At 40.2% G+C, this 24,647-nt stretch carries 26 protein-coding genes and 1 pseudogene; 10 read left to right on the top strand and 17 right to left on the bottom strand.

Annotation, left to right across the window (positions count from 1 at the left end; all coding sequences use genetic code 11):
* Positions 1-3: 3 nt before the first annotated feature.
* The 5 genes from thiW to thiE are packed head-to-tail and all read left to right on the top strand — an operon-like array spanning position 4 to position 2,726.
* Positions 4-525 (top strand): energy coupling factor transporter S component ThiW, encoded by a 522-nt coding sequence (gene thiW / locus ABC374_RS05475; RefSeq protein ID WP_413020277.1) that lies wholly within the window; start codon positions 4-6, stop codon positions 523-525.
* Complete coding sequence (gene thiD / locus ABC374_RS05470) at positions 494-1,300, top strand: bifunctional hydroxymethylpyrimidine kinase/phosphomethylpyrimidine kinase (RefSeq protein ID WP_413016403.1); 807 nt, start codon at positions 494-496, stop codon at positions 1,298-1,300. The genes thiW and thiD overlap by 32 nt, the downstream gene beginning before the upstream one ends.
* Positions 1,297-1,506 carry a hydroxyethylthiazole kinase gene (locus tag ABC374_RS05465; protein ID WP_413016401.1) on the top strand — a complete coding sequence of 70 codons (210 nt, stop codon included), beginning with the start codon at positions 1,297-1,299 and terminating at the stop codon, positions 1,504-1,506. The genes thiD and ABC374_RS05465 overlap by 4 nt, the downstream gene beginning before the upstream one ends.
* Positions 1,472-2,113, top strand: a complete 642-nt coding sequence (gene thiM / locus ABC374_RS05460; RefSeq protein ID WP_413016399.1) for a hydroxyethylthiazole kinase — start codon at positions 1,472-1,474, stop codon at positions 2,111-2,113. The genes ABC374_RS05465 and thiM overlap by 35 nt, the downstream gene beginning before the upstream one ends.
* Entirely contained in the window at positions 2,094-2,726 is a 633-nt protein-coding gene (thiE, locus tag ABC374_RS05455) for a thiamine phosphate synthase (protein WP_413016397.1), read from the top strand. The genes thiM and thiE overlap by 20 nt, the downstream gene beginning before the upstream one ends.
* Before the next feature lie 39 nt (positions 2,727-2,765).
* Here the strand turns inward: thiE and ABC374_RS05450 are convergent, their stop codons facing one another.
* Positions 2,766-3,971 (bottom strand): MFS transporter, encoded by a 1,206-nt coding sequence (locus tag ABC374_RS05450; protein WP_241590517.1) that lies wholly within the window; start codon positions 3,969-3,971, stop codon positions 2,766-2,768.
* A 272-nt stretch (positions 3,972-4,243) separates the two neighbouring features.
* Between ABC374_RS05450 and ABC374_RS05445 the strand changes: the two genes are divergently transcribed.
* Positions 4,244-5,731, top strand: coding sequence for an aldehyde dehydrogenase family protein (locus ABC374_RS05445; RefSeq protein WP_137023217.1), 1,488 nt, complete (start codon positions 4,244-4,246; stop codon positions 5,729-5,731).
* A gap of 294 nt (positions 5,732-6,025) precedes the next feature.
* On the top strand, positions 6,026-7,258 hold the full coding sequence (locus tag ABC374_RS05440; RefSeq protein ID WP_413020276.1) for an aminopeptidase: 1,233 nt from the start codon (positions 6,026-6,028) through the stop codon (positions 7,256-7,258).
* 60 nt (positions 7,259-7,318) lie between these two features.
* On the opposite strand, the pseudogene ABC374_RS05435 reads toward ABC374_RS05440, so the two are convergent.
* Together ABC374_RS05435 and ABC374_RS05430 are read right to left on the bottom strand one after the other, a co-directional pair.
* Positions 7,319-7,561: pseudogene (locus ABC374_RS05435) on the bottom strand (tyrosine-type recombinase/integrase); the annotation flags it as partial.
* A 334-nt stretch (positions 7,562-7,895) separates the two neighbouring features.
* Entirely contained in the window at positions 7,896-8,396 is a 501-nt protein-coding gene (locus ABC374_RS05430) for a hypothetical protein (protein ID WP_413016394.1), read from the bottom strand.
* 1,146 nt (positions 8,397-9,542) lie between these two features.
* Between ABC374_RS05430 and ABC374_RS05425 the strand changes: the two genes are divergently transcribed.
* The gene (locus tag ABC374_RS05425; RefSeq protein WP_164855016.1) at positions 9,543-9,710 is read left to right on the top strand and encodes a hypothetical protein; all 168 of its coding nucleotides are present in this window, start codon (positions 9,543-9,545) and stop codon (positions 9,708-9,710) included.
* Between the two features lie 121 nt (positions 9,711-9,831).
* Here the strand turns inward: ABC374_RS05425 and cspC are convergent, their stop codons facing one another.
* Complete coding sequence (gene cspC, locus ABC374_RS05420; protein ID WP_034314312.1) at positions 9,832-10,032, bottom strand: cold shock protein CspC; 201 nt, start codon at positions 10,030-10,032, stop codon at positions 9,832-9,834.
* 290 nt (positions 10,033-10,322) lie between these two features.
* Between cspC and ABC374_RS05415 the strand changes: the two genes are divergently transcribed.
* Positions 10,323-10,583, top strand: a complete 261-nt coding sequence (locus ABC374_RS05415) for a hypothetical protein (RefSeq protein WP_350301820.1) — start codon at positions 10,323-10,325, stop codon at positions 10,581-10,583.
* Positions 10,584-10,617: 34 nt separating this feature from the next.
* On the opposite strand, the gene ABC374_RS05410 is transcribed toward ABC374_RS05415, so the two are convergent.
* From ABC374_RS05410 to ABC374_RS05400, 3 genes are all read right to left on the bottom strand, one after another.
* The gene (locus ABC374_RS05410) at positions 10,618-11,226 is read right to left on the bottom strand and encodes a YdcF family protein (protein ID WP_413016392.1); all 609 of its coding nucleotides are present in this window, start codon (positions 11,224-11,226) and stop codon (positions 10,618-10,620) included.
* 90 nt (positions 11,227-11,316) lie between these two features.
* On the bottom strand, positions 11,317-12,102 hold the full coding sequence (locus ABC374_RS05405; RefSeq protein WP_350301818.1) for a serine hydrolase: 786 nt from the start codon (positions 12,100-12,102) through the stop codon (positions 11,317-11,319).
* Between the two features lie 438 nt (positions 12,103-12,540).
* The gene (locus ABC374_RS05400) at positions 12,541-12,708 is read right to left on the bottom strand and encodes a YezD family protein (RefSeq protein ID WP_350301817.1); all 168 of its coding nucleotides are present in this window, start codon (positions 12,706-12,708) and stop codon (positions 12,541-12,543) included.
* A gap of 520 nt (positions 12,709-13,228) precedes the next feature.
* Here ABC374_RS05400 and ABC374_RS05395 point away from each other — a divergent pair.
* Positions 13,229-14,617: an amino acid permease gene (locus tag ABC374_RS05395; protein ID WP_413016389.1), complete on the top strand. Its 1,389-nt coding sequence runs from the start codon at positions 13,229-13,231 to the stop codon at positions 14,615-14,617.
* Between the two features lie 40 nt (positions 14,618-14,657).
* On the opposite strand, the gene ABC374_RS05390 is transcribed toward ABC374_RS05395, so the two are convergent.
* The 10 genes from ABC374_RS05390 to kynA all read right to left on the bottom strand — a co-directional run bounded on the left by ABC374_RS05390 (position 14,658) and on the right by kynA (position 24,632).
* On the bottom strand, positions 14,658-15,632 hold the full coding sequence (locus ABC374_RS05390) for an aldose 1-epimerase (protein WP_413016387.1): 975 nt from the start codon (positions 15,630-15,632) through the stop codon (positions 14,658-14,660).
* A gap of 236 nt (positions 15,633-15,868) precedes the next feature.
* Positions 15,869-16,168, bottom strand: a complete 300-nt coding sequence (locus ABC374_RS05385; RefSeq protein ID WP_076366987.1) for a YxcD family protein — start codon at positions 16,166-16,168, stop codon at positions 15,869-15,871.
* Positions 16,156-16,590, bottom strand: a complete 435-nt coding sequence (locus ABC374_RS05380; protein ID WP_350302816.1) for a hypothetical protein — start codon at positions 16,588-16,590, stop codon at positions 16,156-16,158. Before ABC374_RS05380 ends, ABC374_RS05385 begins: the two co-directional genes overlap by 13 nt.
* A gap of 195 nt (positions 16,591-16,785) precedes the next feature.
* Positions 16,786-18,162 (bottom strand): C40 family peptidase, encoded by a 1,377-nt coding sequence (locus tag ABC374_RS05375; RefSeq protein ID WP_413016384.1) that lies wholly within the window; start codon positions 18,160-18,162, stop codon positions 16,786-16,788.
* Between the two features lie 514 nt (positions 18,163-18,676).
* Complete coding sequence (locus ABC374_RS05370) at positions 18,677-19,741, bottom strand: sulfate/molybdate ABC transporter ATP-binding protein (RefSeq protein WP_350301813.1); 1,065 nt, start codon at positions 19,739-19,741, stop codon at positions 18,677-18,679.
* 10 nt (positions 19,742-19,751) lie between these two features.
* Positions 19,752-20,636: a sulfate ABC transporter permease subunit CysW gene (gene cysW / locus ABC374_RS05365; protein WP_350301812.1), complete on the bottom strand. Its 885-nt coding sequence runs from the start codon at positions 20,634-20,636 to the stop codon at positions 19,752-19,754.
* Positions 20,637-20,646: 10 nt separating this feature from the next.
* Complete coding sequence (cysT, locus tag ABC374_RS05360) at positions 20,647-21,486, bottom strand: sulfate ABC transporter permease subunit CysT (protein WP_350301811.1); 840 nt, start codon at positions 21,484-21,486, stop codon at positions 20,647-20,649.
* Between the two features lie 67 nt (positions 21,487-21,553).
* Complete coding sequence (locus tag ABC374_RS05355; RefSeq protein ID WP_350301810.1) at positions 21,554-22,585, bottom strand: sulfate ABC transporter substrate-binding protein; 1,032 nt, start codon at positions 22,583-22,585, stop codon at positions 21,554-21,556.
* A 255-nt stretch (positions 22,586-22,840) separates the two neighbouring features.
* A complete protein-coding gene (nadD, locus tag ABC374_RS05350) occupies positions 22,841-23,494 on the bottom strand; it encodes a nicotinate (nicotinamide) nucleotide adenylyltransferase (protein ID WP_350301809.1) in 654 nt (217 codons plus the stop codon).
* Positions 23,495-23,786: 292 nt separating this feature from the next.
* Positions 23,787-24,632 (bottom strand): tryptophan 2,3-dioxygenase, encoded by an 846-nt coding sequence (gene kynA, locus ABC374_RS05345; RefSeq protein ID WP_413016381.1) that lies wholly within the window; start codon positions 24,630-24,632, stop codon positions 23,787-23,789.
* Between the last annotated feature and the right edge of the window lie 15 nt (positions 24,633-24,647).

Raw genomic sequence — 24,647 nt, 5'->3', positions numbered from 1 at the left:
ATGATGAATCCCATCAAGAAACTGACGTTGACTGCCATGATCACGGCTATAACGACGCTGACCAGTTCATTTATTTTCATCCCTGCAGGATTTGCAAAGGTCTTTCCTATTCAGCATCTGGCAAATGTCCTCACGGCCGTTCTATTGGGGCCTGCTTATGCTGTGACACAAGCTTCCTTAGTTTCCATCATTAGAAACATGTCTGGTACCGGTTCAATATTCGCCTTTCCCGGCAGCATGATCGGTGCACTTTTGGCTGCCATCCTTTATCGAAAAACACAAAGCTTAAAATTCGCTTGTTTAGGTGAAGTGATCGGGACCGGCATTCTCGGTTCCCTGGCCTGTTATCCACTTGCCATTCTCCTATTGGGAGAAAAAGCTGCTCTTTTTGGTTTTTTACCGGCTTTTATGCTCAGTTCATTCGCAGGAGCGATTTTAGCTTTCATATTACTTAAAATACTTCTAAAAAATAATTATATGAAGGGGTTTTTTTATGAAAACAGCATTAACCATCGCCGGTTCTGATTCAGGGGGCGGTGCTGGAATACAAGCGGATTTAAAAACATTTTCTGCACATGGGGTCTTTGGAATGTCTGCCATAACAGCCGTTACCGCACAAAACACAATGGAAGTCCGTTCAGTACAGCCAATTGAAACAGCTATCATATCGGACCAAATTGCAGCTATCTTTGAAGATATTCCTGTCGATGCAGTAAAAATAGGCATGCTTGGATCAAAAGAAATCGTGGAAACAGTCGCTGCGTCCCTTAAAACCTTCATGCCTGCCATCGTTATCCTTGACCCTGTCATGATTTCCAAAAGCGGCCACCACTTGCTCGACGAAAAGGCTGTCTCCGCCTTAAAAATGGATTTGCTTCCGCTTGCAACACTTGTAACACCAAATGTACCGGAAGCGGAAGTGCTTACTGGCTTGTCGATTCGGACGAAACAAGATTTCTACAGGGCATGCATTTCAATACAAGAAATGGGCCCCAAAGCCGTTTTACTTAAAGGGGGCCATGCAGCGGGAAATCCAAATGATCTTTTTTATGATGGAACTGACTTCCACTGGATCAAGGGAGAGCGCATACATACAAAAAACACTCATGGTACGGGCTGTACCCTATCATCCGCCATTACATCAAACCTGGCTAATGGACTGCCATTGCAAGAGTCGATTGAACAGGCCAAGACTTATATTTCTGAAGCGATACGCAATAGTTTTTCAATCGGTAAAGGTCATGGACCTGTCCATCATTTTCATTCATATTCAAAAAAAGAACGGAGTGACTTAATATGAAGGTTTCCGCAGCCGATTTATTCGTGAAGGTAAAAGAAAGAAAACCACTCGTTCACCAAATCACCAACTTTGTTACGGTCAACGACTGTGCAAATGCCACCCTTGCCATCGGTGGTTCACCAGTGATGACATCGAGCCCAAGAGAAGTGGCGGATATGGTCAAATTAGCGGATGCATTGGTCTCTGAATTTCGGTACGATCGATGATAAAGCCTTGGAAGCAATGGAGATTGCCGGTAAGACGGCAAATGACCTGGATATCCCGGTCATTTTGGACCCGGTGGGAGTTGGTGCCACCGCCTATCGAACAGAGCAAGTGAAAGAGCTTCTAAGTAAGGTTACTTTCCAAATCATTCGCGGCAATGCAAGTGAGATCCTTTCATTGATTGGTGGGGATACCGTTACTCGCGGGGTGGATTCGGAGGAGCTTGCGGTCAGCAATGCAGAGCTGGCTGCTCGAGCGGCAAATAAATTGAATTGCATCGTCGTGGTCAGCGGAGCGAAGGATGCTGTCAGCGATGGAAAACGTACGTCCATCATCGATAACGGGAACCTCCTATTAACTAATGTTACAGGTACCGGTTGTATGTCCACTGCTCTTATCGGCACTTTTTCCGGAGTCACCGATGATTTCTATTCTGCGGCGATTGCCGGTATCTCAACCATGAGCATTTCAGGGGAACTAGCTGCCAAAAACCTTCAAAAGGATGAAGGAACAGGAACGTTTCGTGTGCGATTAATCGATGCAATATCAAGAATGGATAAGGAAATCTGGATGCATGAGGTGAAAATGAATGAAGAAGTCCCAAATTGATTTAAGCCTGTATTTAGTTACGGAAGAGTCCATAGGAATAGAAGAATTGACCAAAATCATTGCAGAATCTGTTTCAGGAGGTGTCTCGATCGTACAGCTTAGAGAGAAAAACAATTCCTCCCTCTCCTTTTATAATAAAGCTTCTGCATTAAAACAGTTATTGAACAAGCTGTCCATTCCCCTTATCATCAATGACCGGGTGGATATAGCACTTGCTGTTGCAGCGGATGGAATTCATATTGGGCAAGATGACCTTCCATTGCCTGTCGTCAAAAAAATGGTTCCTGAAGATATGATTGTCGGTGTATCTGTCTCCACTCTTGAAGAGGCTCTAGAAGCCGAACGAAATGGAGCAGATTATATCGGAGTCGGTTCCGTTTTCCCAACAAAGACCAAACAAGATGCAACCTTAATGGCAATTGGGGATCTGGAGGAAATTTGCCGCAGCGTATCAATTCCCGCCGTAGCCATCGGGGGTATCACGGCCGATAACATTTCCGCCCTTTCTGCTAGCGGGCTGTCCGGTACCGCAGTCGTATCGGCCATCATGAATGCAGAAAGTCCAAAGACTGCCTCCGAATCCCTTTTAAAAATCATAAAAAACTTTAAATAACAAAAGGATGGGGACTGATTACAGTCCCCATCCTTTTGTTTATGTCAAAACGGTATTCTTTGTTTCCTTCCCAAAAGCTACGGCAACTGCCCCCACTAAAATAGCAATTGTAAAAATGGTGAAAATCGATGAAATCGGGGTGCCTGCCGCAACTAAATACCCTACAAGCAACGGTCCCAGGACACCGCCGATCCGGCCGATCCCTGCGGCTAAACCAGCACCTGTACCGCGAACTGCTGTTGGATACTGCTCAGGAGTATACGCATAAAGCGCACCCCATGCCCCTAGGTTGAAGAAAGATAGGAACATTCCGGAAACTATCAGCAGTGCCAGCCCCTCTGCCGATCCAAAGAAAAAGGCACTGACTGCCGTTCCAATTAAGTATGTGATCAAAACGAATTTACGTCCCAACTTCTCTATCAGCCATGCAGCTGAAAAATAACCCGGAAGCTGTGCAAGCGTCATGATCAATACATATTCAAAGCTTTGAATCATGCTGAACCCTTTTAGGACCATCACACTTGGCAGCCATAAAAACATCCCATAATAAGAAAAGACCACGCAAAACCATAGAACCCACAACACAAGGGTCTGACGGGAGTATTCCTTTTTCCAGACACTTTTCATATTGCTTAATACAGATGGCCTCTGCTTTTTTTCAAGTTCCGTATACTTCGGTGAATCCGGCAGTTTCAAGCGCAGGTACAGCGCATATAAAGCGGGTACGGCGCTCAATAACAATGCAACCCGCCAACCATAAGCCGGTATGATGAAATAGGATATGAGTGCCGCCAAAATCCAGCCAACCGCCCAAAAACTTTCAAGAAGGACGACGACCCTCCCCCTTTTACTCGCTTCAACACTTTCAGAGACCAATGTCGATGCAACCGGAAGTTCTCCTCCAAGCCCCATTCCAATCAAAAATCGCAATATCAAGAACAAGCTGAGTGTACTGACTGCTGCAGACAGGCCACTTGCGATTGAAAACAATAATAATGTAATGATAAAGACATTCTTCCGTCCGACCCTGTCGGCCATCGCACCAAAGAATACGGCTCCAACAGCCATTCCTATGGAGTTTATGCTCCCAATCCAGCCAACCTGCTCACTGGTTAAGTTCCAGTCCTGTCTTAAAGCTACTATAATGAAAGAAAGCATACCGACATCAAGTGCATCGAACATCCATCCAAGACCCGCAACACCAAGTAACTTACGCTGCGATATCATTTTCGCATCATTTCCCATATATTCCTCCTGAAGAACTTTAGACCTTCTTGTTATTTTATCCTTATTCATTTTAACTATTAACTTTCATTTTTGCTATAGTAAATACACATGTCATGACAAAAAAATACTTCATTTTTAAAATGATGAAGAAACCTTGGATATTCTGTCGAATGTTATAGATTGAATATTCCCTTTTTTTCATTTATCATAAAAATTGGCATAGATCATAGCGTTAACAATAAGTCATCATGTTTTGCCCAAGATAACCATTTTATTCAGGAGGGTAATTAATGACAAATCTAACGTTAGAAGTAAGTGGAAAGCTGCAAAAATTTTTAACAGGACCAAAAAAGCTCTATATTAATGGCCAGTTTGTAGAAAGTGCTTCAAAAAAAACCTTCTCCACTCCTAATCCTGCTACAGGACAAAAACTTGCCGATGTTTATGAAGCTGATAAAGAAGATATCGACTTAGCCGTCAAAGCTGCACGCAAAGCATTCGATGAAGGTCCTTGGTCAAGGATGAGCGCAGCTGCACGCAGTAGACTTATGTATAAACTAGCCGATTTAATGGAAGAAAATAAAACTGAACTAGCTCAATTGGAAACGTTGGATAATGGGAAACCAATCAATGAAACGACCAATGCCGACATTCCTTTAGCGATAGAACATATGAGATATTTTGCTGGCTGGTCCACCAAGATTGTCGGGCAGACCATTCCGGTAAGCGGAAATTATTTTAACTACACAAAACACGAGGCTGTTGGTGTTGTCGGCCAAATCATCCCATGGAACTTTCCGCTTCTTATGGCGATGTGGAAACTGGGAGCGGCACTCGCTACAGGTTGCACGGTCATATTAAAGCCTGCTGAGCAAACACCGCTTTCCGCTCTTTACCTGGCTGAATTATTGGCTGAAGCCGGTTTCCCTGATGGGGTCGTCAATATCGTTCCCGGTTTTGGTGAAACCGCCGGACAAGCACTTGTCGACCATCCGCAAGTAAATAAAATTGCATTTACCGGTTCGACCGAAGTTGGAAAATTGATCATGCGCTCCGCTTCATATTCATTGAAACGGGTCACATTGGAACTTGGAGGGAAATCGCCAAACATCATCCTGCCTGATGCTGATTTCTCAAAAGCCATCCCTGGAGCTTTGAATGGAGTCATGTTTAACCAAGGTCAGGTATGCTGTGCCGGTTCAAGGGTTTATATTCAAAAGAAACAGTATGATAATGTTGTTGCCGATATGGCCAGCCATGCAAAAAACATCAAACAAGGGATAGGTCTGGATCCAAGTACACAAATTGGACCGCTTGTTTCCGAGGAGCAGCAAAATCGGGTAATGGGTTATATTGAAAAAGGGAAAAACGAGGGTGCGGAAGTTCTTGTCGGCGGAAATAAACCGGGTGAACAAGGCTACTTTGTTTCTCCTACTATATTCGCTGGTGTTGAAGAGGATATGACGATTGCCAAAGAAGAGATTTTCGGACCGGTCATAGCGGCAATGCCATTCGAGGATTTAGATGATGTCATTAACCGTGCAAATGCCAGTGAATATGGATTGGCTGCCGGCTTGTGGACAAGCGATATAGCCAATGCCCATTATGTTGCAGGAAAACTTCGTGCCGGTACAGTATGGGTGAATTGTTATAACGCGTTCGACGCAGCTTCCCCGTTCGGCGGCTACAAACAATCCGGAATTGGACGTGAAATGGGATCTTATGCATTGGACAACTATTCTGAAGTGAAAAGCGTCTGGATTAATTTAGGCAAGTGATTTTTTGACTAATAAGAAAGAGGGTCTCAAAGAGGCCCTCTTTCTTTCAGTCCATTGATTCACTGTACAGATTCATTGAATTATTCAACTATTCAAACCTTTTCAATAGTCTTTCCTTCTTTAGTTTTGGTAAAATGCAAGATAGACAAAATAGCTGCTTGAGTCTGAGCGAACTTAAGTTGCAAATGAACTCCTTCGTATACTATTAATTTCACATCGGTGTAAAAAGTTTCTTTTTTATATCACAATAAGTACAATTAAAAATGTAGAAAATGGAAAAGGAGTTTTAAAATGATGAGTGATTTTCAATCGAATTTAGAAAAATATGCGGAACTTGCCGTAAAAGTCGGCGTAAACATCCAACAAGACCAAACACTGGTCGTAAACACAACATTAGAGGGCGCTGACCTTGTGCGTCTCATTGTAAAAAAGGCATATGAAAACGGTGCGCGCAATGTCATCGTTAACTGGAATGACGATATCGTTTCACGTACCAAATATGAACTGGCTCCGGACGAGGTGTTCCACGAATATCCAAAATGGCGCGCAGAAGAAACGATCGAACTTGCAGAAAACGGAGCTGCCTATCTATCCGTCATCTCCTCCAGCCCTGACTTATTAAAAGGTGTAAAACCTGAAAGGATTGCCAACTTCCAAAAAGCATCCGGGACTGCTCTGAAGAAGTGGCGTCAGTATATGCAATCCGATAAAGTGAGCTGGTCCATAGTTGCCGTCCCTTCAAAGGCTTGGGCTGATAAAGTATTCCCTGAAGAAGCAGAAGGTAAACGCGTTGATCTGTTATGGGAAGCCATTTTCAAAGCAGTTCGTGTTGATGTGAAGGATCCTGTGGAGGCCTGGAAAAAACACGATGATACCCTGCATGAAAAGGTTGATTATTTAAATGATAAGCATTTCCTAAAATTGCATTACACGGCTCCTGGAACCGACTTGACAATCGAGTTACCCGACAAACATCTTTGGGTCGGAGCAGGAAGCGTTAACGTACAGGGTCATGAATTCATGGCTAACATGCCAACCGAAGAAGTGTTTACAGTTCCATTGAAAACAGGCGTTAACGGTACGGTTTCCAGTACGAAACCACTTAGTTACGGCGGCAACATCATCAATAATTTTTCCGTGACCTTTAAGGAAGGACGGATCATTGAAGTAAAAGCTGAAGAAGGGGAAGAAATCCTAAAACAATTGGTTGAAACGGATGAAGGTTCTCACTATCTTGGGGAAGTGGCACTTGTTCCATTCAACTCACCGATTTCCCAATCGAATGTTTTATTCTTCAATACATTATTCGATGAAAATGCATCAAACCATCTCGCTATCGGCAGCTCCTATGCTTTCTGTATTGAAGGCGGTAAAAACATGAGTCCAGAAGAGCTTGCAGAAAATGGATTGAATGAAAGCCTTACACATGTTGATTTCATGATTGGATCGGATAAAATGAACATCGATGGCATCAAACAGGACGGCTCAAGCGAACCTGTCTTCCGTAATGGGGATTGGGCGTTTTAATTAAAACGTTGATATAGAGGCTTTTCTAAGGTCTAAAACCTTGAGTGGTCACAAAATTGGTCACAGTTCTTTAACTTTAAACAAATTATCAAGTTCTTCTGCCACGTGTTTCTGCATACTAGGAAGCACGTGGCTATACTTGTCTAGCGTAATTTGAATGGATGTATGTCCAACCCTCTCCGAAATGACTTTTACATTCACGTTTTGTTTGATTAGCATGGTGACATGTGTATGCCTTAAATCATGAAAACGGATTGTAGGTAACCTAGCTTTTTCGCCTAAGTTTTCAACATCATCATTTAACCTCAAAACCTAATCCTGAATTTTGTTAGGGAGATTGTACGGGCCGAGTATTCCCTCTTTTTCGTTATTTTCACCTTGACTAATAGAAGTTACTCAATATTAAAAGACCTTGTCCGCATTACTCTATGACAAGGTCTTTAAGAACCACATTTACTTATTATAGGTTCAATCTTATGTATTTAAATACCAAAACTAGAATTAGTAAGCCAACATTTGTCGTTTGTAGAATATCTATTTCATTAAAGAATTCAAATAGAGATTCCTTTTAAAAAAGACTAGGTTTTAATGTTTCTGGTGAATAATCATTTTTTATACAGCTTGAATCAAATTAAAGTTACTTAGCCGATTCTTGTTCATAATCGATATTGTATTCTTTGGCAAGATTCTTCATCTCTACATGGTACTCAGTTATCACTTTTTTATATTCTTGCCCTTTTGCATTTGATTGATTTATTAGTTCAGTATCCTTTTTTTCCAAGCCCTCTTTTTCAAGCATTAAAGCATCATAATATATACCTGTAGCTTCTTCAATTTTAGCTTTTAAAGGTTTTAATTCTTCAGCTTCTACAACTAGTGATTTTGCTTTATTTACTGCTTTTTGATAGGTGGGTATAACCTTGTTTGCAAGTACCTCATATAATTCTTCATCATTATGATAATTTTCACCCGATACAGTTGCTAATACTTGATTTGCTTCTGTTTCATAACCTACTATTTCTTGTATATCCTTGTTTATAAATTTAACAATTTCTTGTTGTTTATCCTCAAATGATTGCTTGTTTCCATTTGATGTGTCTTCAGTTTTAATCTTTTCTTTTTCGGATTGATTTTCCAAAGAAGAGTTCTCATTACAACCTACAAGTAACAAAGAAATTGTAAATATGATTAATATGAATTTTTTCAAAAGTACCTGTCCTCTCTTAGTTCTAAGATTTTATTAAAGCTGGATCGTTTTTTATAAATGCGTCCCGACGTTTTAAGTATCCCTTCTTTTGAATCATAAAAGTCCTACTTAGATTCCCGAAAGTGCATACCATTTCACAATAAAAAGCATAACTATATATACAAAAAAGGCTATAAAAAATAAAGAATACACTAAGAACATCATTGCGTTAAAAACTTGCAATTGATATATTTTTTTAATTTCCTTTTTTAAGGTTGTTTCGTTCTTTTTTAATTTTGCTAAATACCGAAACTCTAATTTTACTATAAAAATTGCATTTTACTACCTATTGCAGAAAAAATATTGATCAACTGAGACTCTATATCTTGGTAATAATGAAACATTCCTTCATTTCGTAAGTATTTAAATTTTGTTGCAAGTGAACCTTGCCAAGTAAATGCCGAGAATTCAGGACTTTTAATTGACATTCTATAACTCGAAAATTTCTGTTTTATACCTTAAAGTTGGGTATAGGATTCCATGCCATTCTGGTACTCTTATCTTATCTGTAGTATACCTTTATAGTCGTCATAGCTTTCTGACCCTCCACATTTAAAAATCACAAAGCGTTACTGACGATTTCACACATATTTACCCTTTTCTTAATCACCAATAGGCTTGAGCTTTTGTCCAGCAAACTGAATCACATGTCATACCTATGAAGATTTCGGAAAACCTCCCCCATAAAGAGAAATGACTGATTCGCTTCGCCAATCCCTCAAAAGTCGCTAAAAACTCTTCCGGGGCATACAAAAAAGCCTTCGCTTTTCTACAGTAATTAAAAAATGAAATATACTTCCGAAACCTGAATCCGCATAATCCCAAACTGTGACATCCATTCCTTGTTGTTCAAGCCAAAAAACGTAATCCGCCCTTCTCCTTCTGTAATCGCTAAAACATCACACTATAACTTCCTCTTTATATCATTCAAAATAATGAAAGCCTGATAATTTTACAAACCTAATATATCATTGGAATATCTTGAACACATCTTTCACTGCCAAATATGTTATACTATTATTAAAGAGGGTGGCTAAATTGAAAAGCAATAAGTATAATACTGGTGAAACAGTAACTATTCAGGATACTAATGAATCAGTAACCATTAATAAATGGGCATATGTAAAAAACATGAAAAGATATTCTTATACTGTTAAAGAACATCCGACTACTTTTTTCTTTGAGGAAGAATTAAAAAAAGCTTAATGACAAGTCACTAAAAACCTACTCAGTCAGAGTGGGATTTTTTTTGCTTTCATTTTTTAGCACAATAAAAAACAGACTCCCGAGGAAGTCTGTTCATATAGGTTACGATTTAATTTTAAAATTAAGCTTTTTGAACGTTAGCAGCTTGAGCTCCACGTGCACCTTGCTCAACTTCGAAAGTTACTTTTTGACCTTCGTCTAAAGATTTGAAGCCTTCGCTTTGGATAGCTGAGAAATGTACGAATACATCGTCTCCGTTTTCGCGTTCGATAAATCCAAAACCTTTTTCTGCATTAAACCATTTAACTGTACCTTGTTCCATTGTTGTTGCCTCCTAGTGCATAACACACATTGTATTACTATTTTTAATCATTTGGAAAATAACGAGTATCCTCTTCCACAACCAAAAACAATTCTTTATTAGATTAACATGAATTGATGCAGATAGCAAATTTTCGAGTGATATTTTAAGTTGGCTTCACATTCTTTTTGACTTGCTATTTTCTTTATTTATCCAATTTAATGATTCAGATAGTAATTAATGGGTATATCAGAGTAATAAGAAACCGTACGATTTTCATTTTTAAGAATGATCAACAAGGAGGCCACTCAATGAAATATTACAAAGTTTCTAATAGCGGTTTTGACAGTAAGGTTATTGTAGCCTATAGCGGGTATGAGGCACTCGGGTATTATTTAATGGAAATCGATGATCAACTTGGTTTTGTTGATGATATAGATGTGGAAGAAGTGGATGCTGATGAACGAGTCGAGATTTCCCATACCGGGTATCCCGTTTATAAAACACTAAAGGAGCTATATCAAGAGAAAGATTTTTGGGAAGTTCCTAATGTTGTCGTGGAAGTCGAATAATGAAAGCACCCCACATCTTTAAAAGAATTCCAATTTACCTTCCAATCAACTCGGTCAAATAGTATTTGGTAATTGCCAGATATTCACGGGTATATGATTTCAATAGTGACACTTTTGGTGTCTTTGCCGGCATTCCTTTTATGTCCAAGCCTTCTCTTTTTGCTATTTCGACTGCCCGGTAGATATGAAAGTCATTACTAACGATCAATCCTGGAGCTGTTGTATCAGGAATGAGTTCTTTTGAGAAAACAATATTTTCCTGAGTTGTTGTAGATTTGTCTTCCATTATGATGCGTGCCTCTTCAATTCCTTGGGCGATTAGTCCCTGTTGCATTGCTTTTGCTTCCGATATTTCTTCTCCCGGTCCTTTGCCGCCAGATACAATGGCCACTGTCTGTTTATTAGCCGATAAATATTCTGCAGCTTTATCTATCCTGTATTGTAAGGATAATGATGGCACCGAACCTTTGACCCTTGCTCCAAGAATAATGAGATAATCGGCATGTTCCGGAATTTGCTGGTGAATGGTTTCTTGAATTTTCATGTGCAAAAAACCAAAATACCCCAGTACTGCAATAACGCTAATTACACAAAATTTCTTTAAAGTTTTCCCCCGCTTCTTTTTCTTTTCCTTATATAACATGCTTTCCCACTAACTCCCTCATAACTAAGATCGAAGAGCGGGAAATCATGAAGGACTTCCCGCTCTTCCAAAAATATTGAATTCAACAGCTTATTCTGCAACCATATCATCATATATCAGTTTTCCAATTTTACTGATTACTTGACGGCTTTCTTCCTCTGATTTCATATCTTCAGTAAGAACTGCAGCATAAACAGTTTGTGTTTCTGACCGAATGATTGCACAATCATGGGCAACTCCCCGAATTCCGCCCGTTTTGCTTGCGACCTTGACCCCTCTGCCCATCAGTGATGGAAGTTTATCCCTTAATTGCTGATTGTCAAATACACGCAAGATTCTTTCCTGGCTTTCTTTCGTTAAAAAGTTGCCTGTATGTATGGCTTTTAAGCAGGTAATCGTATCTTCCGCCGATATGGTATTGTCGCGCCCTTCTTTTAGTGCCTTAAAATCCTGCATTTTTCGTTCAAGGACAGTATTTTTCAAACCAAGTTCCTTGATGCATTGATTGATTTCCTCAAAGCCCAGCAGGTTCATCATCATATTCGTGGATGTATTGTCGGAAACGGTTATCATCAATGTCAATAAATCCTCTACGGTTAAAAATACCTTGTTCGATAAGACATGCAGGACCCCGGAACCCCCAGTCACTTCATTAGGCGGGATGGTCACTGGTTGGTTCAAATAGATTTTCTTTTGTTCACTTTGACGATAACCTTCGATGATCATTGGTATTTTGATTAAACTCGCTGATTGAAAGGATTCATTCTCGTGATATCCAATCGTGTCCCCAAGACCATTTTCAATTTTATATGCGATTCTCCCATTAAATGTTTCAACTAATGCCAAGATATCATGTTCTATAGTCTGTAAGGTCATCTATCCCCTGTTCCTCCCTTATATATCATATAATCCCTATAAAAAAATCCTTATACCCTAACTTATTCTACCATGTTAAAAGCAGTACAATCTTCTTATAAATTCCAAATTGAATAAATTATTGTATAAAAAAAAGAGCCTTTATATCGAAAGCTCCGAGTTTATTTACAAAAGGGGGTCCGTCTGGATTTTTAAACTAGTTGATTGGAACGGAGGGTGCGAGACTCCTGCGGGAAAAGCGCGTCCAAGGGAGACCCCACAGGCGCCAAGAGCGCCGAGGAGGCTCCCGGGACCGCCCGCGGAAAGCGAGTGCCTGGAGAGGAAATCAACGATCATATTTTACACTCCCTCAAAAAAAACGTAGGCAATCTTAATTATTATCGATTTTGTCTACAGTTTAAGAGCCTTCATATCGAAAGCTCCCTCAATAACTATTATTCATCTGGCATTAACTGCCCGGCTCTTCGCTAATGGGAATCGTTTCTTCTCGGTTGTATCCACCTGTGTGATTTTACCATCATGTACGGTTATTAAAACTGATCCATATTGCAGATCTTCCAAGCTTGAAATGATATGCATGATTTTCAATTCTTCTTTCTTTTCCATAATATCTCTCCCCTTCACTACTGGTAATAAAGCTTCGTTTCATGCCTAATGTTAAAAGTGATCTCATGAAAAGCGCAGGTGCTTCCCACTTTCAATGTTTTCTTGAGGAACTTGGTTTACCTATCATATCCTCATCACTTTACTTTCCGAATAAGAATAACCAGTTAATAGGAACTCCATATTCCCCTCCCCTCACTATAAATAAAAGGCACCCGCCATCTAATTAGATTAGATGTAAGGGTGCCTTTAGTTGACTAATCGGCAATATTCGGGATGCTTATCTTATAGAAAAATACGATTCAAGCAACAAACCATATTATTCTTACCAACTAACTTGGTATTTACTAATATAATCCATTTTTCTCCCATTGTCAATATTGCGTTTAAATTTTCTGATTAGTCTGCGTTTTACATTTTACTTATTTACCACTTTACCAAACTAAACTATTTGAGATATACTATTTTAGTATAAGTTGTCGGTATAAACACACATATTGTATATAAGAAAGGTTCGATATAAATGGTAAATAAAAAATGGGGTTTATTGATTTTGACCACATTCGTAATTGGAAATATGGTCGGCGGCGGAATTTTTATGCTCCCTGCTCAATTAGCACAGGTATCCAGTCCATTAGGGGCGACATTGGCATGGATTGTTACTGGACTGGGAGTTTTTCTAATAGCTTTAGTGTTTGGTAACCTGGCAGTCCGGAAACCGGATTTGAAGGCTGGACCGCAAAGTTATGCCCAATCATTATTTAAATCTCCTGCTAAAGGAAGGATTTCAGGGTATAGCATGGCTTGGGGCTATTGGGCTGCGAATTGGGCTGCGACAGCTTCTGTCATCATCTCATTTGCTGGTTACCTATCAACGTTTTTCCCGGTGATGCATAGTACGAAAGTGATTTATACAGCGGGTTCGTTTCAACTTGAACTAGGTAAAGCATTAACGTTTGCAGTATGTTCCATTGCCCTTTGGGGGATTCAGGCAATCTTGGTAAGAAGTTTTAACAGTGCTGGGAAAATGAATCTTTTTGCTACAGTTACCAAAGTGCTTGGATTCTTATTTTTCATCATTATCACGATATTCATCTTCGATACTTCCAATCTAGGAAACGGAGCTGAATTTTATGATAAGGCGGGTTCAGCCGTCTCTTTAGGTGATCAAGTGAATGCAGCTGCAATTTCAACATTATGGGCCTTCATCGGTATCGAAGCTGCCGTCATGCTTTCAAACCGTGCCAAGTCACAAAATGATGTAAAGAAAGCGACGATTTTTGGTTTACTTATCGCTGTTGCCATTTATATCGGCATTACTTTATTGACGATGGGTGCCATATCACAAGACGAGTTGAAAATATCACAAAAACCGCTTGTTGACGCACTACAAGCGGTAGTTGGTTCAAGCGGCACTTATATAATGGCTGCTCTTGCCGTCATTTCCTTATTGGGATCGACAATCGGATGGATTGTCGTTGCCTCAGAAGTTCCTTACCAGGCAGCGAAATCGGATTTGTTTCCGGCCTATTTTGCGAAAGCAAACAAAAATGGCACACCCGTCCGTTCTATGACAATAACAAATATCATGACACAGATATTCTTATTCTCCACTATTTCGGGTACGATTTTGGAGGCTTATAAATTTTCGATGATCGTCGCTACACTCGCTTACTTGATTCCGTATCTTGCATCCGTTCTGTATCAATTGAAACTGGTCATGACTGGGGAAACCTATGACATCATGAAAGGCTCAAGGGTACGTGATGGAATTATCACCATCCTGGCGTTAATCTACTCGATCTGGGTCATCAAGACAGGTACAGCCGATATGAATACATTCATACTTGGCATTGCCTTATATGTATTCGGAATCGCCCTATACCCACTCTGGATGAGAAAAAAAGCATAACCTTAAACACCTTGGCACAAATAAGTGCCAAGGTGTTTTTTTATATATCCTTTATTGCCAATCTAGTTCTCAGCTGAACCGTTTCACCAGATCTTAATTCCCTCAATCCGGTCAATTTTGCTGACAAATCCAAATTAGGAGCATTCGTTACCCATGTATATGGTTCAGGACAGACGAACCCCTCCTGGTTGAATAATACCCAAAACATAAAATGTTGATCGGCATGATAGATGACATGTATGCCAGCCTCTTGGTCAGTGAGAATGCACTCGTTTTCGAGGGCTCTTTCCTCATCATAGCCAAATAGGTCATCAAACAGCCGGCCCTCCAAGCTAAAGCCGTTTTGGATTTCCATTGTATCGGCCGTTTCATGAATTGCACCAGTGGGCAATGACCTTTCATTCAACTCCCAATGTTTATTGACGGGAAGAGATATTCTGCAATCCTCCAATTTCCCCCCTGGTCCAAATGGAAAATTGAATACAGTATGATAGCCTGCCCCCCACGGAAAGGGTTCAATGCCCTTGTTGGTGATTTCCAATTTTATATCCAACGTTTCAGCCCTTAAAGATAAAGACATATTCACAGTGATATCTTGTGGAAAGCTATCTTTTAGATCAAATTCACTGCTTGAAAATTCAGTATTAATGACGATTTCTTTCCCGTTCACTTCCTTTTTGCAGACTTGCCAAGGCTTGTCATGTAAAAAACCATGTATATGATTGAATTTTCCCCTTTCATTGACCGGAAACCTATACTCAGTCCCCTTATATGTAAATTGACCATCTTCAATCCGATTAGGAGGAAACAGGATAGGCATTCCGTATAAAATGGGAGCTTTTTTATACTCTTCCAGACTAACCGGAGTTCGCAGCACCTCAATATCCTTATGCTTGTACTTAAGCGAAAGCAGATTGCTTCCTAAAGATGGCGCAAGTATCGCTTCCACTTTTTCATTGCCGAACTTTATGGCCTTTTCATTTAAAAAAGTGATATCTTCTATGTAACCTGTCACTTATTCTCCTCCTTTGACTTGAACATATATCCATCCTACTTCCGCAGACCATTTTTTGCAACAAATGGAAAATATAATTCGTTATAATCTATCTGTGTTTAACAAATGTGTTGGTAATCTAGCATTTTGCTTTGTTGCTTTACTATTTTTCTATTTCTCTTTTATCTTTTTCCTTCGCCAAATCAAGTTGTACCTCATTAAATAAAAAAAGGATGCCGTTACGGCATCCTTTTTACTTATCTATTACTTTCACTTACTAAAGCCACTATGCCTTCTTCATCATCCAAAACAAGTTCAATACCCGAGTATGGATCTTTATTCATATATTCATCCAGCCATAAGCGAAGCGCTTCTATCAAGTTGATGGTAATTAACACTTGTTTCCGGCCATCGACAAACGCTTCCGCCGAAAAGCCATAATCATCATCATACATTAACTCGACTTCCACCTCATTGGGCTGTACCTGCTTTTTACGGGCAATGTAAACACAAACCGCATTGATGATATCTTGTTCGGATATCTTTAGCCTCTCCATGGGTTTGTATCCTCTTTCTTCTTCTTATCTTTGAAATATGTGAATATCTTACGGATTACAACGATTAATACCACAACCGCCAACACGTTGATTAATAGACCAAGTATAGAACCAAGCATTCCCATATTGGCGAATAGGCTTCCAAAAAGTAAACCAGCCAGTCCACCTAGCATAATTCCTTTCATTAAGCCGCCTTTTGCGAATGTGTTTCCACTCTTAGCTTTATTGGCAGTAGTAGCATCGGACTTCTTCGTTTCTTTATTTTGGAAATTCGAATTATTATTGTTGTTGCTGTTAAAGCTTCTTTTGCCTGACTTGTAACCCCTTGCATCGACTGATTCCGCATGATCCTGGAATACGTAAGTGCCGACTGGCGAGAATGCTAGTGTAATTGTAAGTAATGCAGCCATAAATTTTTTCATCATGTTTTTTGCCTCCGTTTATAGTATGGAATGATGTTTCTTTATATGTTTTCCCAGAGTTACTGAAGTCCACATCACCTATCCTTGTTTTATCTTATAGTATTTACGTTGAAATTCAAAATAAGTTTCATTTTTTTCGATTTTTTTTCAAAAAAATAAGCAGGGGCATTTTCTCCCCTGCTTATTATTGAACTATTAGTTTACACGAACGACACGGCCGTTGAATACACCTGCCCAATATCCGCTTTCCATATTGGCGATTGCAACACCTGTTGAACTTTGGGAACCGATAAATTTGCCGCCACCGACATAAATACCGACATGTCCATCAGTTTTATAGGTATTGAAGAACACTAAATCTCCAGGTTGTATTTGGCTCTTAGATACTTGACGTCCTGCATTTTTCAATGCATCCGTACTTGCTGGAAGGTTAACACCAGCTTGTTTATAAGCCCATGCAACGAATCCTGAACAATCGAAAAGACCGTTAGCAATATCGGATGCCGTTCTTCCGCCACCAAATTTATATGTGGAGTTACCGATATATTTATAACCTGCTGTAATGGCAGAGCCTGTATTTGCACTGCTTGGCTTGCTTGATGTTTCAGTTTTACTGGCTGCAGGTTTAGCAGCAGAACTGTTTTTAGATGAATTTGAAGATGATTCACCTTTAGATGAGCTTTTTGCCGAAGCTTCGCCTTTAGAAGAACTTGATGATTCTTCGTTAGAAGAGCTTGATGATCCTTCACTGGAAGAATTTGAAGTACTCACTTCTTCAGCAGCACGGTCAAGATCTGCTTTCTCTGCTGCTTTACGTTCTTCCTCTTTTTTGATATTTTCACGGATGGATGCAATTTGTGCTTCTAAACCGGCATCTTTATTCTCTAAAGATTGTTTTAGTGCTTCTGTTTCCGATTCCTTCTTTTCAATCTTAGCCTTCATGTTAACAGTTTCAGCTTTTTGATCTTTAATTTGCGATTGCATGCCTTTAAGCTCTACTTCCATATCCTTAAGGCTTTGCAATTTTTTCTCAACGGTCGCTTGTTTTTTCTCTAAGTCAGCTTTATCCGCTTCCTGCTCGCTAAGAATCTGTTGGTCAGCTTCCACGATAGTGGCTACCGCTCCAACACGATTAACGAATTCACCAAAGCTTTTAGAACCTAAAACAACTTCTAGGTACTCAACGTCCCCGCCGCTCTCTTGGAAAGAAAGTGCGCGCTCTTTCAAGACTTCCTCGCGTTTTGCGATTCTTTCTTCCAACGCTTTAATTTCTTTTTTTAAAGAATCTATGTCTTTTTCGGTGTCTTTAATTTCTTGTTTAGTATCTTTGATTTTTTGGTCATTTTCTTTCATTGCCGATTCGATCTGGGCAATTTGGGTATTCATTTTCGATTGTTCTTTTTTCAATTGCTGAATAACTTGTTCTGCCTCTGAAATATCTGATTGTATTCCTGTACGTTGCGTTTGAATATCCGTGATAGATTCAGCTTTTACAGACGGTATGGCAAAAGCGCTTCCTAATCCAAGCATAATTGTCGTGTTCAATACGATAAGTTTTTTCTTCAAACTCATTTCCCCTGCTTTCCTCCCCTTGCATTTCCATCGACCCACTTCTTTTTCTCTATGAAAAATACTTAGTCAAAATAAATTGCTGGGAACTCTTCTCTATTTTTTTTACTCTTTATGTAATCTTCTAAGGTTGAGATAATATTAAATACATTTCTTAAACTCTACTATGTTTTCATCTAAGTCGTAGTATATCATCAGATTTTGTCAAATACGTAATAACAATATTACAATTATATTTCAATTTTAACATTAAACATAAAAATTCGACGTTTCCACGTGATAAAACATCCAATATCTTACATAATCACCTTCGTATTTTGATGCAAGACTTTCTATCTAGTGTTTAGCACCAAGGGACCATGGACTATTGGCAGGTAAAAACTTACCACTTTCGAATGCATGGAGGCCCATTTGTAACAGATTGCAGCTTATTTACCCTTCATACGGGAAGGTCCGTTAGCATTCCCATAAAAAAAACCGCTCATCAGCGGTTTTTCCGTCAATATTCGACCCATCCTTAAATTCCAGCCATAAAGTCGACAAAAACTTTCAATTCTTTTGGTCGGACGAATACCCTTTCTCCTTTGCTTATTTCAAGATTCAAATATTGTTCTTTCGTCAGTTCGATTTCCAGCGGTTCGTTTGTATCCTGACGAATGACTTCTATCCGGACGATGGGGCCAATTGTATGAATGTGCTCAATTATGGATGCGATCGAATCCTTTTCTGTTGGTTCTCTTTCTATGATAAAGTTATGAGCCCTTACATAACCAGTGCCCGCTCCATCTTCACTGCCCGGGGCATTCATTTCCACATTCCCAGTTACCAATTTCCCTTGGTGAACGTTGCCCTTGAAAAGATTGACACTGCCGAGAAAATCATAAACGAATGGATTTTCCGGGTGATCATATACTTCTTCCGGAGTTCCAATCTGTTCAATTTTCCCTTCATTCATGATTACGACCCGATCAGCAACATCCATCGCCTCTTCCTGATCATGCGTCACGAACACACTTGTAACATTGAATTCATCATGAAGTCTTCTTAGCCAACGCCGAAGTTCTTTGCGAACCTTGGCATCCAATGCCCCGAATGGTTCATCAAGCAAGAGGATATTCGGTTCAACTGCAAGTGCCCTTGCCAATGCGACACGCTGGCGCTGGCCGCCTGATAATTGCGATGGATAACGATCTTTATATCCTTCCAGCTTGACGAGTTGAAGCAATTCGGTAACCTTTTGTGCAATAACTTCTTTACTGGGCCTTATTTTTCTAGGTCGGACCTTTAATCCATAGGCAATATTATCAAAAATGGTCATATTGCGAAAAAGGGCATAATGCTGAAAGACGAAACCCACATTTCGATCTTTTACATGTTTATGCGTGTAATTCTCTTCATTAAAGAGGATCTTTCCGTTCTCAGCTTGTTCAAGACCGGCGATGATACGCAGTAATGACGTTTTTCCTGATCCTGAAGGGCCAAGTAGGGCTACAAGTTCACCGCTTTTTATTTCCAAATCGATGTTCCGAAGTGCTTGATAGGACCCGTAATATTTTGTAACATTTTCAATGATGATACTCATTTCATTCCTCCTACCTCGCTTTGGTTGATTTAAAGTCTGTTTTCCACTCTATGAAGCTTTTAATGATCAAGGTTATGATTGCAAAAATGGACATCAGGGATGCAACGGCAAAAGCGGCCGAAAATTGATATTCATTGTATAAGATTTCAATATGAAGCGGCATCGTATTGGTCATGCCCCGTATATGGCCCGATACGACCGATACAGCTCCAAATTCCCCGATTATCCTTGCATTGCAAAGGATGACTCCATATAGAAGTCCCCATTTTATATTGGGAAGCGTCACATACCAAAATGTCTTAAACCCTCCTGCACCCAGCGTGAGTGAGGCCTCTTCTTCAGACGTCCCCTGGCTTTGCATGAGCGGGATCAATTCGCGCGCAATGAATGGGAAGGTGATGAAAATGGAGGCGATGACAATCCCTGGTATTGAAAAGATCACTTTAATGTCAAGAGATTGCAGCAGTGGACCAAGTGTTCCATGCAAGCCGAACAGAAGGACAAAAATCAACCCGGCAATGACGGGCGAAACGGAAAAAGGCAAATCTATCAATGTTATTAAGAAGTTTTTTCCCTTGAAATCATATTTTGTTATGGTCCACGCGGCAACCACTCCAAATATGGCATTGAGTGGCAAGGTGATGAGGACAACGATCAATGTTAACTTAATCGCAGCCACGGCATCAGGGTGGACAATGGCCGCAAAATAAGCTTCGGCACCTTTTTCAAAGGCTTTTACAAAGATCGCGATTAATGGGACAACTAAAAACAAAGTGAGAAATAGCAATACAATGGAAATGAGGATCCACTGTATGGATTTAGGCTCTTTAGTTGCGTTTCTCGTATTAATGACTGGGTGATTCGCATTTACAACAACTGAATTATCATGTTCCATCATATCCCTCCTACTTCCCTGAATATCTTTTGCCGGTCCACCATTGTAAGATATTGATGGTGAATAAGATTATAAATGTAATAATGAGCATGACAGCTGCAACCGCTGTAGCACCTTCATAATCATACTGTTCAAGCTTTGTCATGATGATCAGCGGGGAAATCTCCGTTTTAAACGGCATATTTCCGGCAATGAAGACAACTGATCCATACTCTCCAAGTGCCCTCGCAAAAGAAAGTGCAAAACCCGTCAATATCGCTGGAATCAATTCCGGGAAGATAATTTTAATGAATGTCTGCATTCGATTCGCCCCTAAAGAGGCAGATGCTTCTTCCATCCCTTTTTCGATATTTTCAAGCACCGGTTGAACCATCCGCACCACGAATGGAAGACCGATAAATATTAGGGCGATGATGATCCCTGCGGGAGTGAAAGCGACTTTAAAACTGAAAAATTGCCCGATCCATCCGTTCGGTGAATACAAGGTGGTCAACGTAATCCCTGCCACGGCAGTCGGGAGGGCAAAAGGCAAATCAACCAGTCCATCGATGATCCGTTTGCCGGGAAACTCATAACGAGTAAGCACCCAGGCAATTAACACACCAAAAACTGCGTTCACAAAGGCCGCAGTTAACGCTGTCATGAAACTCAATTTATAAGAAGCGAGAACCCTTGGTTCAGTGATGGTCGCCCAAAAATCCTGGAATCCCATTGAAAATGTGTTTAGAAAAATCATCGATAACGGGATCAATACGATGATGGAGAGATACAGCAGCGTAAAACCCATCGTCAATCCAAAACCGGGTATGGTCCTCTTTTTCGTCTGTTTACCTTCAGTGACTATATTCATCGCTTCGCCTCAACCCTTTTTCTGATTTATGAAGGAGAAGATGTTAAAGTCATCTTCTCCTTCATGCTTATTGCTGTTGATAAATCTCGTCAAATGTGCCACCATCATTAAAATGTGTTTCCTGGGCTTTTTTCCAACCGCCAAACGTATCATCAACAGTCACCATATCGATATTGGCAAATTGGTCTTCATATTCAGCGAGAACCTTCTCATCCCTTGGACGATAGAAGTTTTTCGCGGCAATTTCCTGACCGGCATCCGTATAGAGGTATTCCAGGTAGGCTTCAGCCACTTCCTTTGTTCCTTTTTTCTCGACCACTTCATCGACAACAGCTACCGGTGGCTCTGCTAATATACTGATTGAAGGATTGACGATTTCATATTTGTCATCACCGAATTCTTCCAGTGTTAAATAGGCTTCATTCTCCCAAGCGATTAGTACGTCACCAATTCCCCTTTCCACAAAAGTGGTCGTTGCACCGCGGGCCCCTGAATCCAGGACTTCAACATTCTGATAAAGTTTTTTCATGAAATCCTTCACTTTTGTTTCGTCATTATCGAAATTTTTCTCCGCATAAGCCCAGGCAGCCAAGTAATTCCACCTTGCCCCTCCGCTTGTCTTTGGATTTGGGGTAATGACGGATACATCCTTTTTAATCAGATCATCCCAATCTTTAATGCCTTTAGGGTTATCTTTTTTCACCAAAAACACAATGGTTGATGTGTATGGTGTCGAGTTCTCCGGTAAACGTTTTTGCCAATCCTTCGCTAACAAATTACTAGCTTCATAAATGGCATCAATATCATAAGCCAATGCCAATGTAACGACATCCGCCTCCAATCCATCAATGACTGCCCTGCCCTGTTTACCAGATCCGCCATGTGATTGCTGAATCGTTACATCCTGACCGGATTCTTCTTTCCAGTGCTTCACGAACGCTTCATTGAATTCCTGGTACAATTCCCTTGTCGGATCATATGACACATTCAAAAGCTCGACTGACTTTGATGTCCCGTCGCCTTCCGTTTTTTCCGAGTTGCATCCCGCAAGTACACCGAATGCTAAAATCAAACTTATCAATAACATTACCTTTTTCATGAGCTTCCCCCTTTTTTTACAACAAAAAAGGCATGCTATTTCCCTTTCAATCATTCAGGAGATAGTATGCCTTCAGTTCTCTGATCAGCAAGTATTTTTTTGTATATCATTACCATAAAGCAAAGTTAACCCAGTTGTCAACTAGGTATTGCATGTCCTTTTATTTAAATTCATTCACGTTTTGAAAGTTTAAGAATTCCACCAAACGAAAGGGCTCGATCCAACGGGGAGATCGAGCCCTTTTTTTAATACCTATTATGAATTTGATGCTTTTTGATATAGCTTATTGTCCAAGATATACTGATAACACTGATCAGGCAGTAAATATCTTGGTTCCCCGCCCATCGCGAATTCATCCCTTATATATGTAGAACTGATTTCCATGGAAAGGCCTTTATCAATAAGGTGAAATGTATTGCCATCATCATAATTCCTTAGCAATGGACTTTTGGATATGATTTTCAGCATATCGATCCCATCCCGTGCCATGACGATGAATTTATGATTTGCAATCAGTTTTTCCCTGAATTTCCATCGTAAGTGTACCGGCAACTCCTGATTATCAATATCTTCAAGTAAATCTGCACCCATTATGAAGTAAACTTCGTCCTTTGGAAATCGTGATTTAAAATATTCCATCGTATACCAAGTATATTGTTTACTCGTTCCGGCACGTTCATTAATTTCATAATCACTGACTTCAAATAACGGGTTGCCCCCTATTGCCAGCTTGAGCATTTCCCAACGGTGTTCATTGCTCGTTTTCATCTGTTTATCGATCCGGCCATTTGAGCAAGGTAAAAAAATCACCTTGTCAAGCTTAGCACGATGCGCAATGGTGGATGCTGTCCATAAATGCACATTCGTGACCGGATCGAAGGAAGATCCATAAACTCCAATTTTGCCCATCCTTATATCCCCCTCACCAGTGTTCCTTTTTCACCACGGCCCTGACCGGGCTCCCGTGCCCGGTTTCATAAATCGAGATCATGTTCGATGATTTTTTCCATTTCCATCAAAATGATAGGGAGAATCAATTGAATTCTTAAAGAGTCAGTCTGATTTCCGCTACATTGACAGATGACCCTTCAGCCATTGTCAGCATATATGAATATTGCTATCTCCTAGCCAATATGGCGTATTTTCATTAAGGCGCTGGGATATCTAACCATTGATTCATGAAATCCCCCCCAGTCAAAGCTTACAGTTTGGTCCTTAATGTCCAAAGCTCAGGAAAAAATGGCTGTTCGACCACTTTTTTCAGATAACTTACACCGGACGATCCGCCAGTTCCCTTTTTATTACCGATGATCCGTTCTACGGTGCTCATATGATTGAATCTCCAAAATTGTTGTTGACTTCCAATATCAACGAGTTTTTCGGCCAGCTCATACAAATCCCAGTAGTTATGCACATCACGGTAAACGGTCAGCCATGCTTTTTCAACACTTGCATTTTCCTGATAAATTAAAAACCAATCCCTCTTCAGGACAGATTGATCAATGGGAAGCCCTCTTGCAGCCAAAGCCCCTATAGCCGCATCATAAATACTTGGTTTATTCAAGGCTGCCATCATCGACTCATAAAGCTCGGGCTGATGACGGAAAACGGCCAATATTTGCGAATTCTTTTGCCCCATCGCAAATTCTATCAACCTGTTCTGAAATGATTGAAACCCTGAAGAGTTTCCTAGTTTCTCCCGGAATTCCATATAATCGGATGGCGTTAAGGTCGAAAGCACATTCCAAGATTGAACTAGTTGCTGTTGGATCCTGGCCACCCTGGATAGCATCTTAAAGGAAGGCTCCAAATGTCCTGCCTCAATATGATCAGTTGCCGCAGTCAATTCATGGATGATCAATTTCATCCACAATTCACTTGTTTGGTGAATGATGATGAACAGCATTTCATCGTGATGGCCGGAAAGTCGATGCTGACTTGATAAAATTTGATTTAAATGCAGATAGTCCCCATAGGACATATTTTTTTCAAAATCAGTTACCATACTTTCTTCCAAACGATGTTCATCTCTTGGACCCTTATCCATACTATCCCTCTTTCC

Source organism: Peribacillus phoenicis, assembly GCF_047238085.1.
GTDB lineage: Bacteria > Bacillota > Bacilli > Bacillales > DSM-1321 > Peribacillus.
The sequence above is the reverse complement of the archived record's forward strand: the minus strand, read 5'-3'. Positions and strand labels throughout refer to the sequence as shown.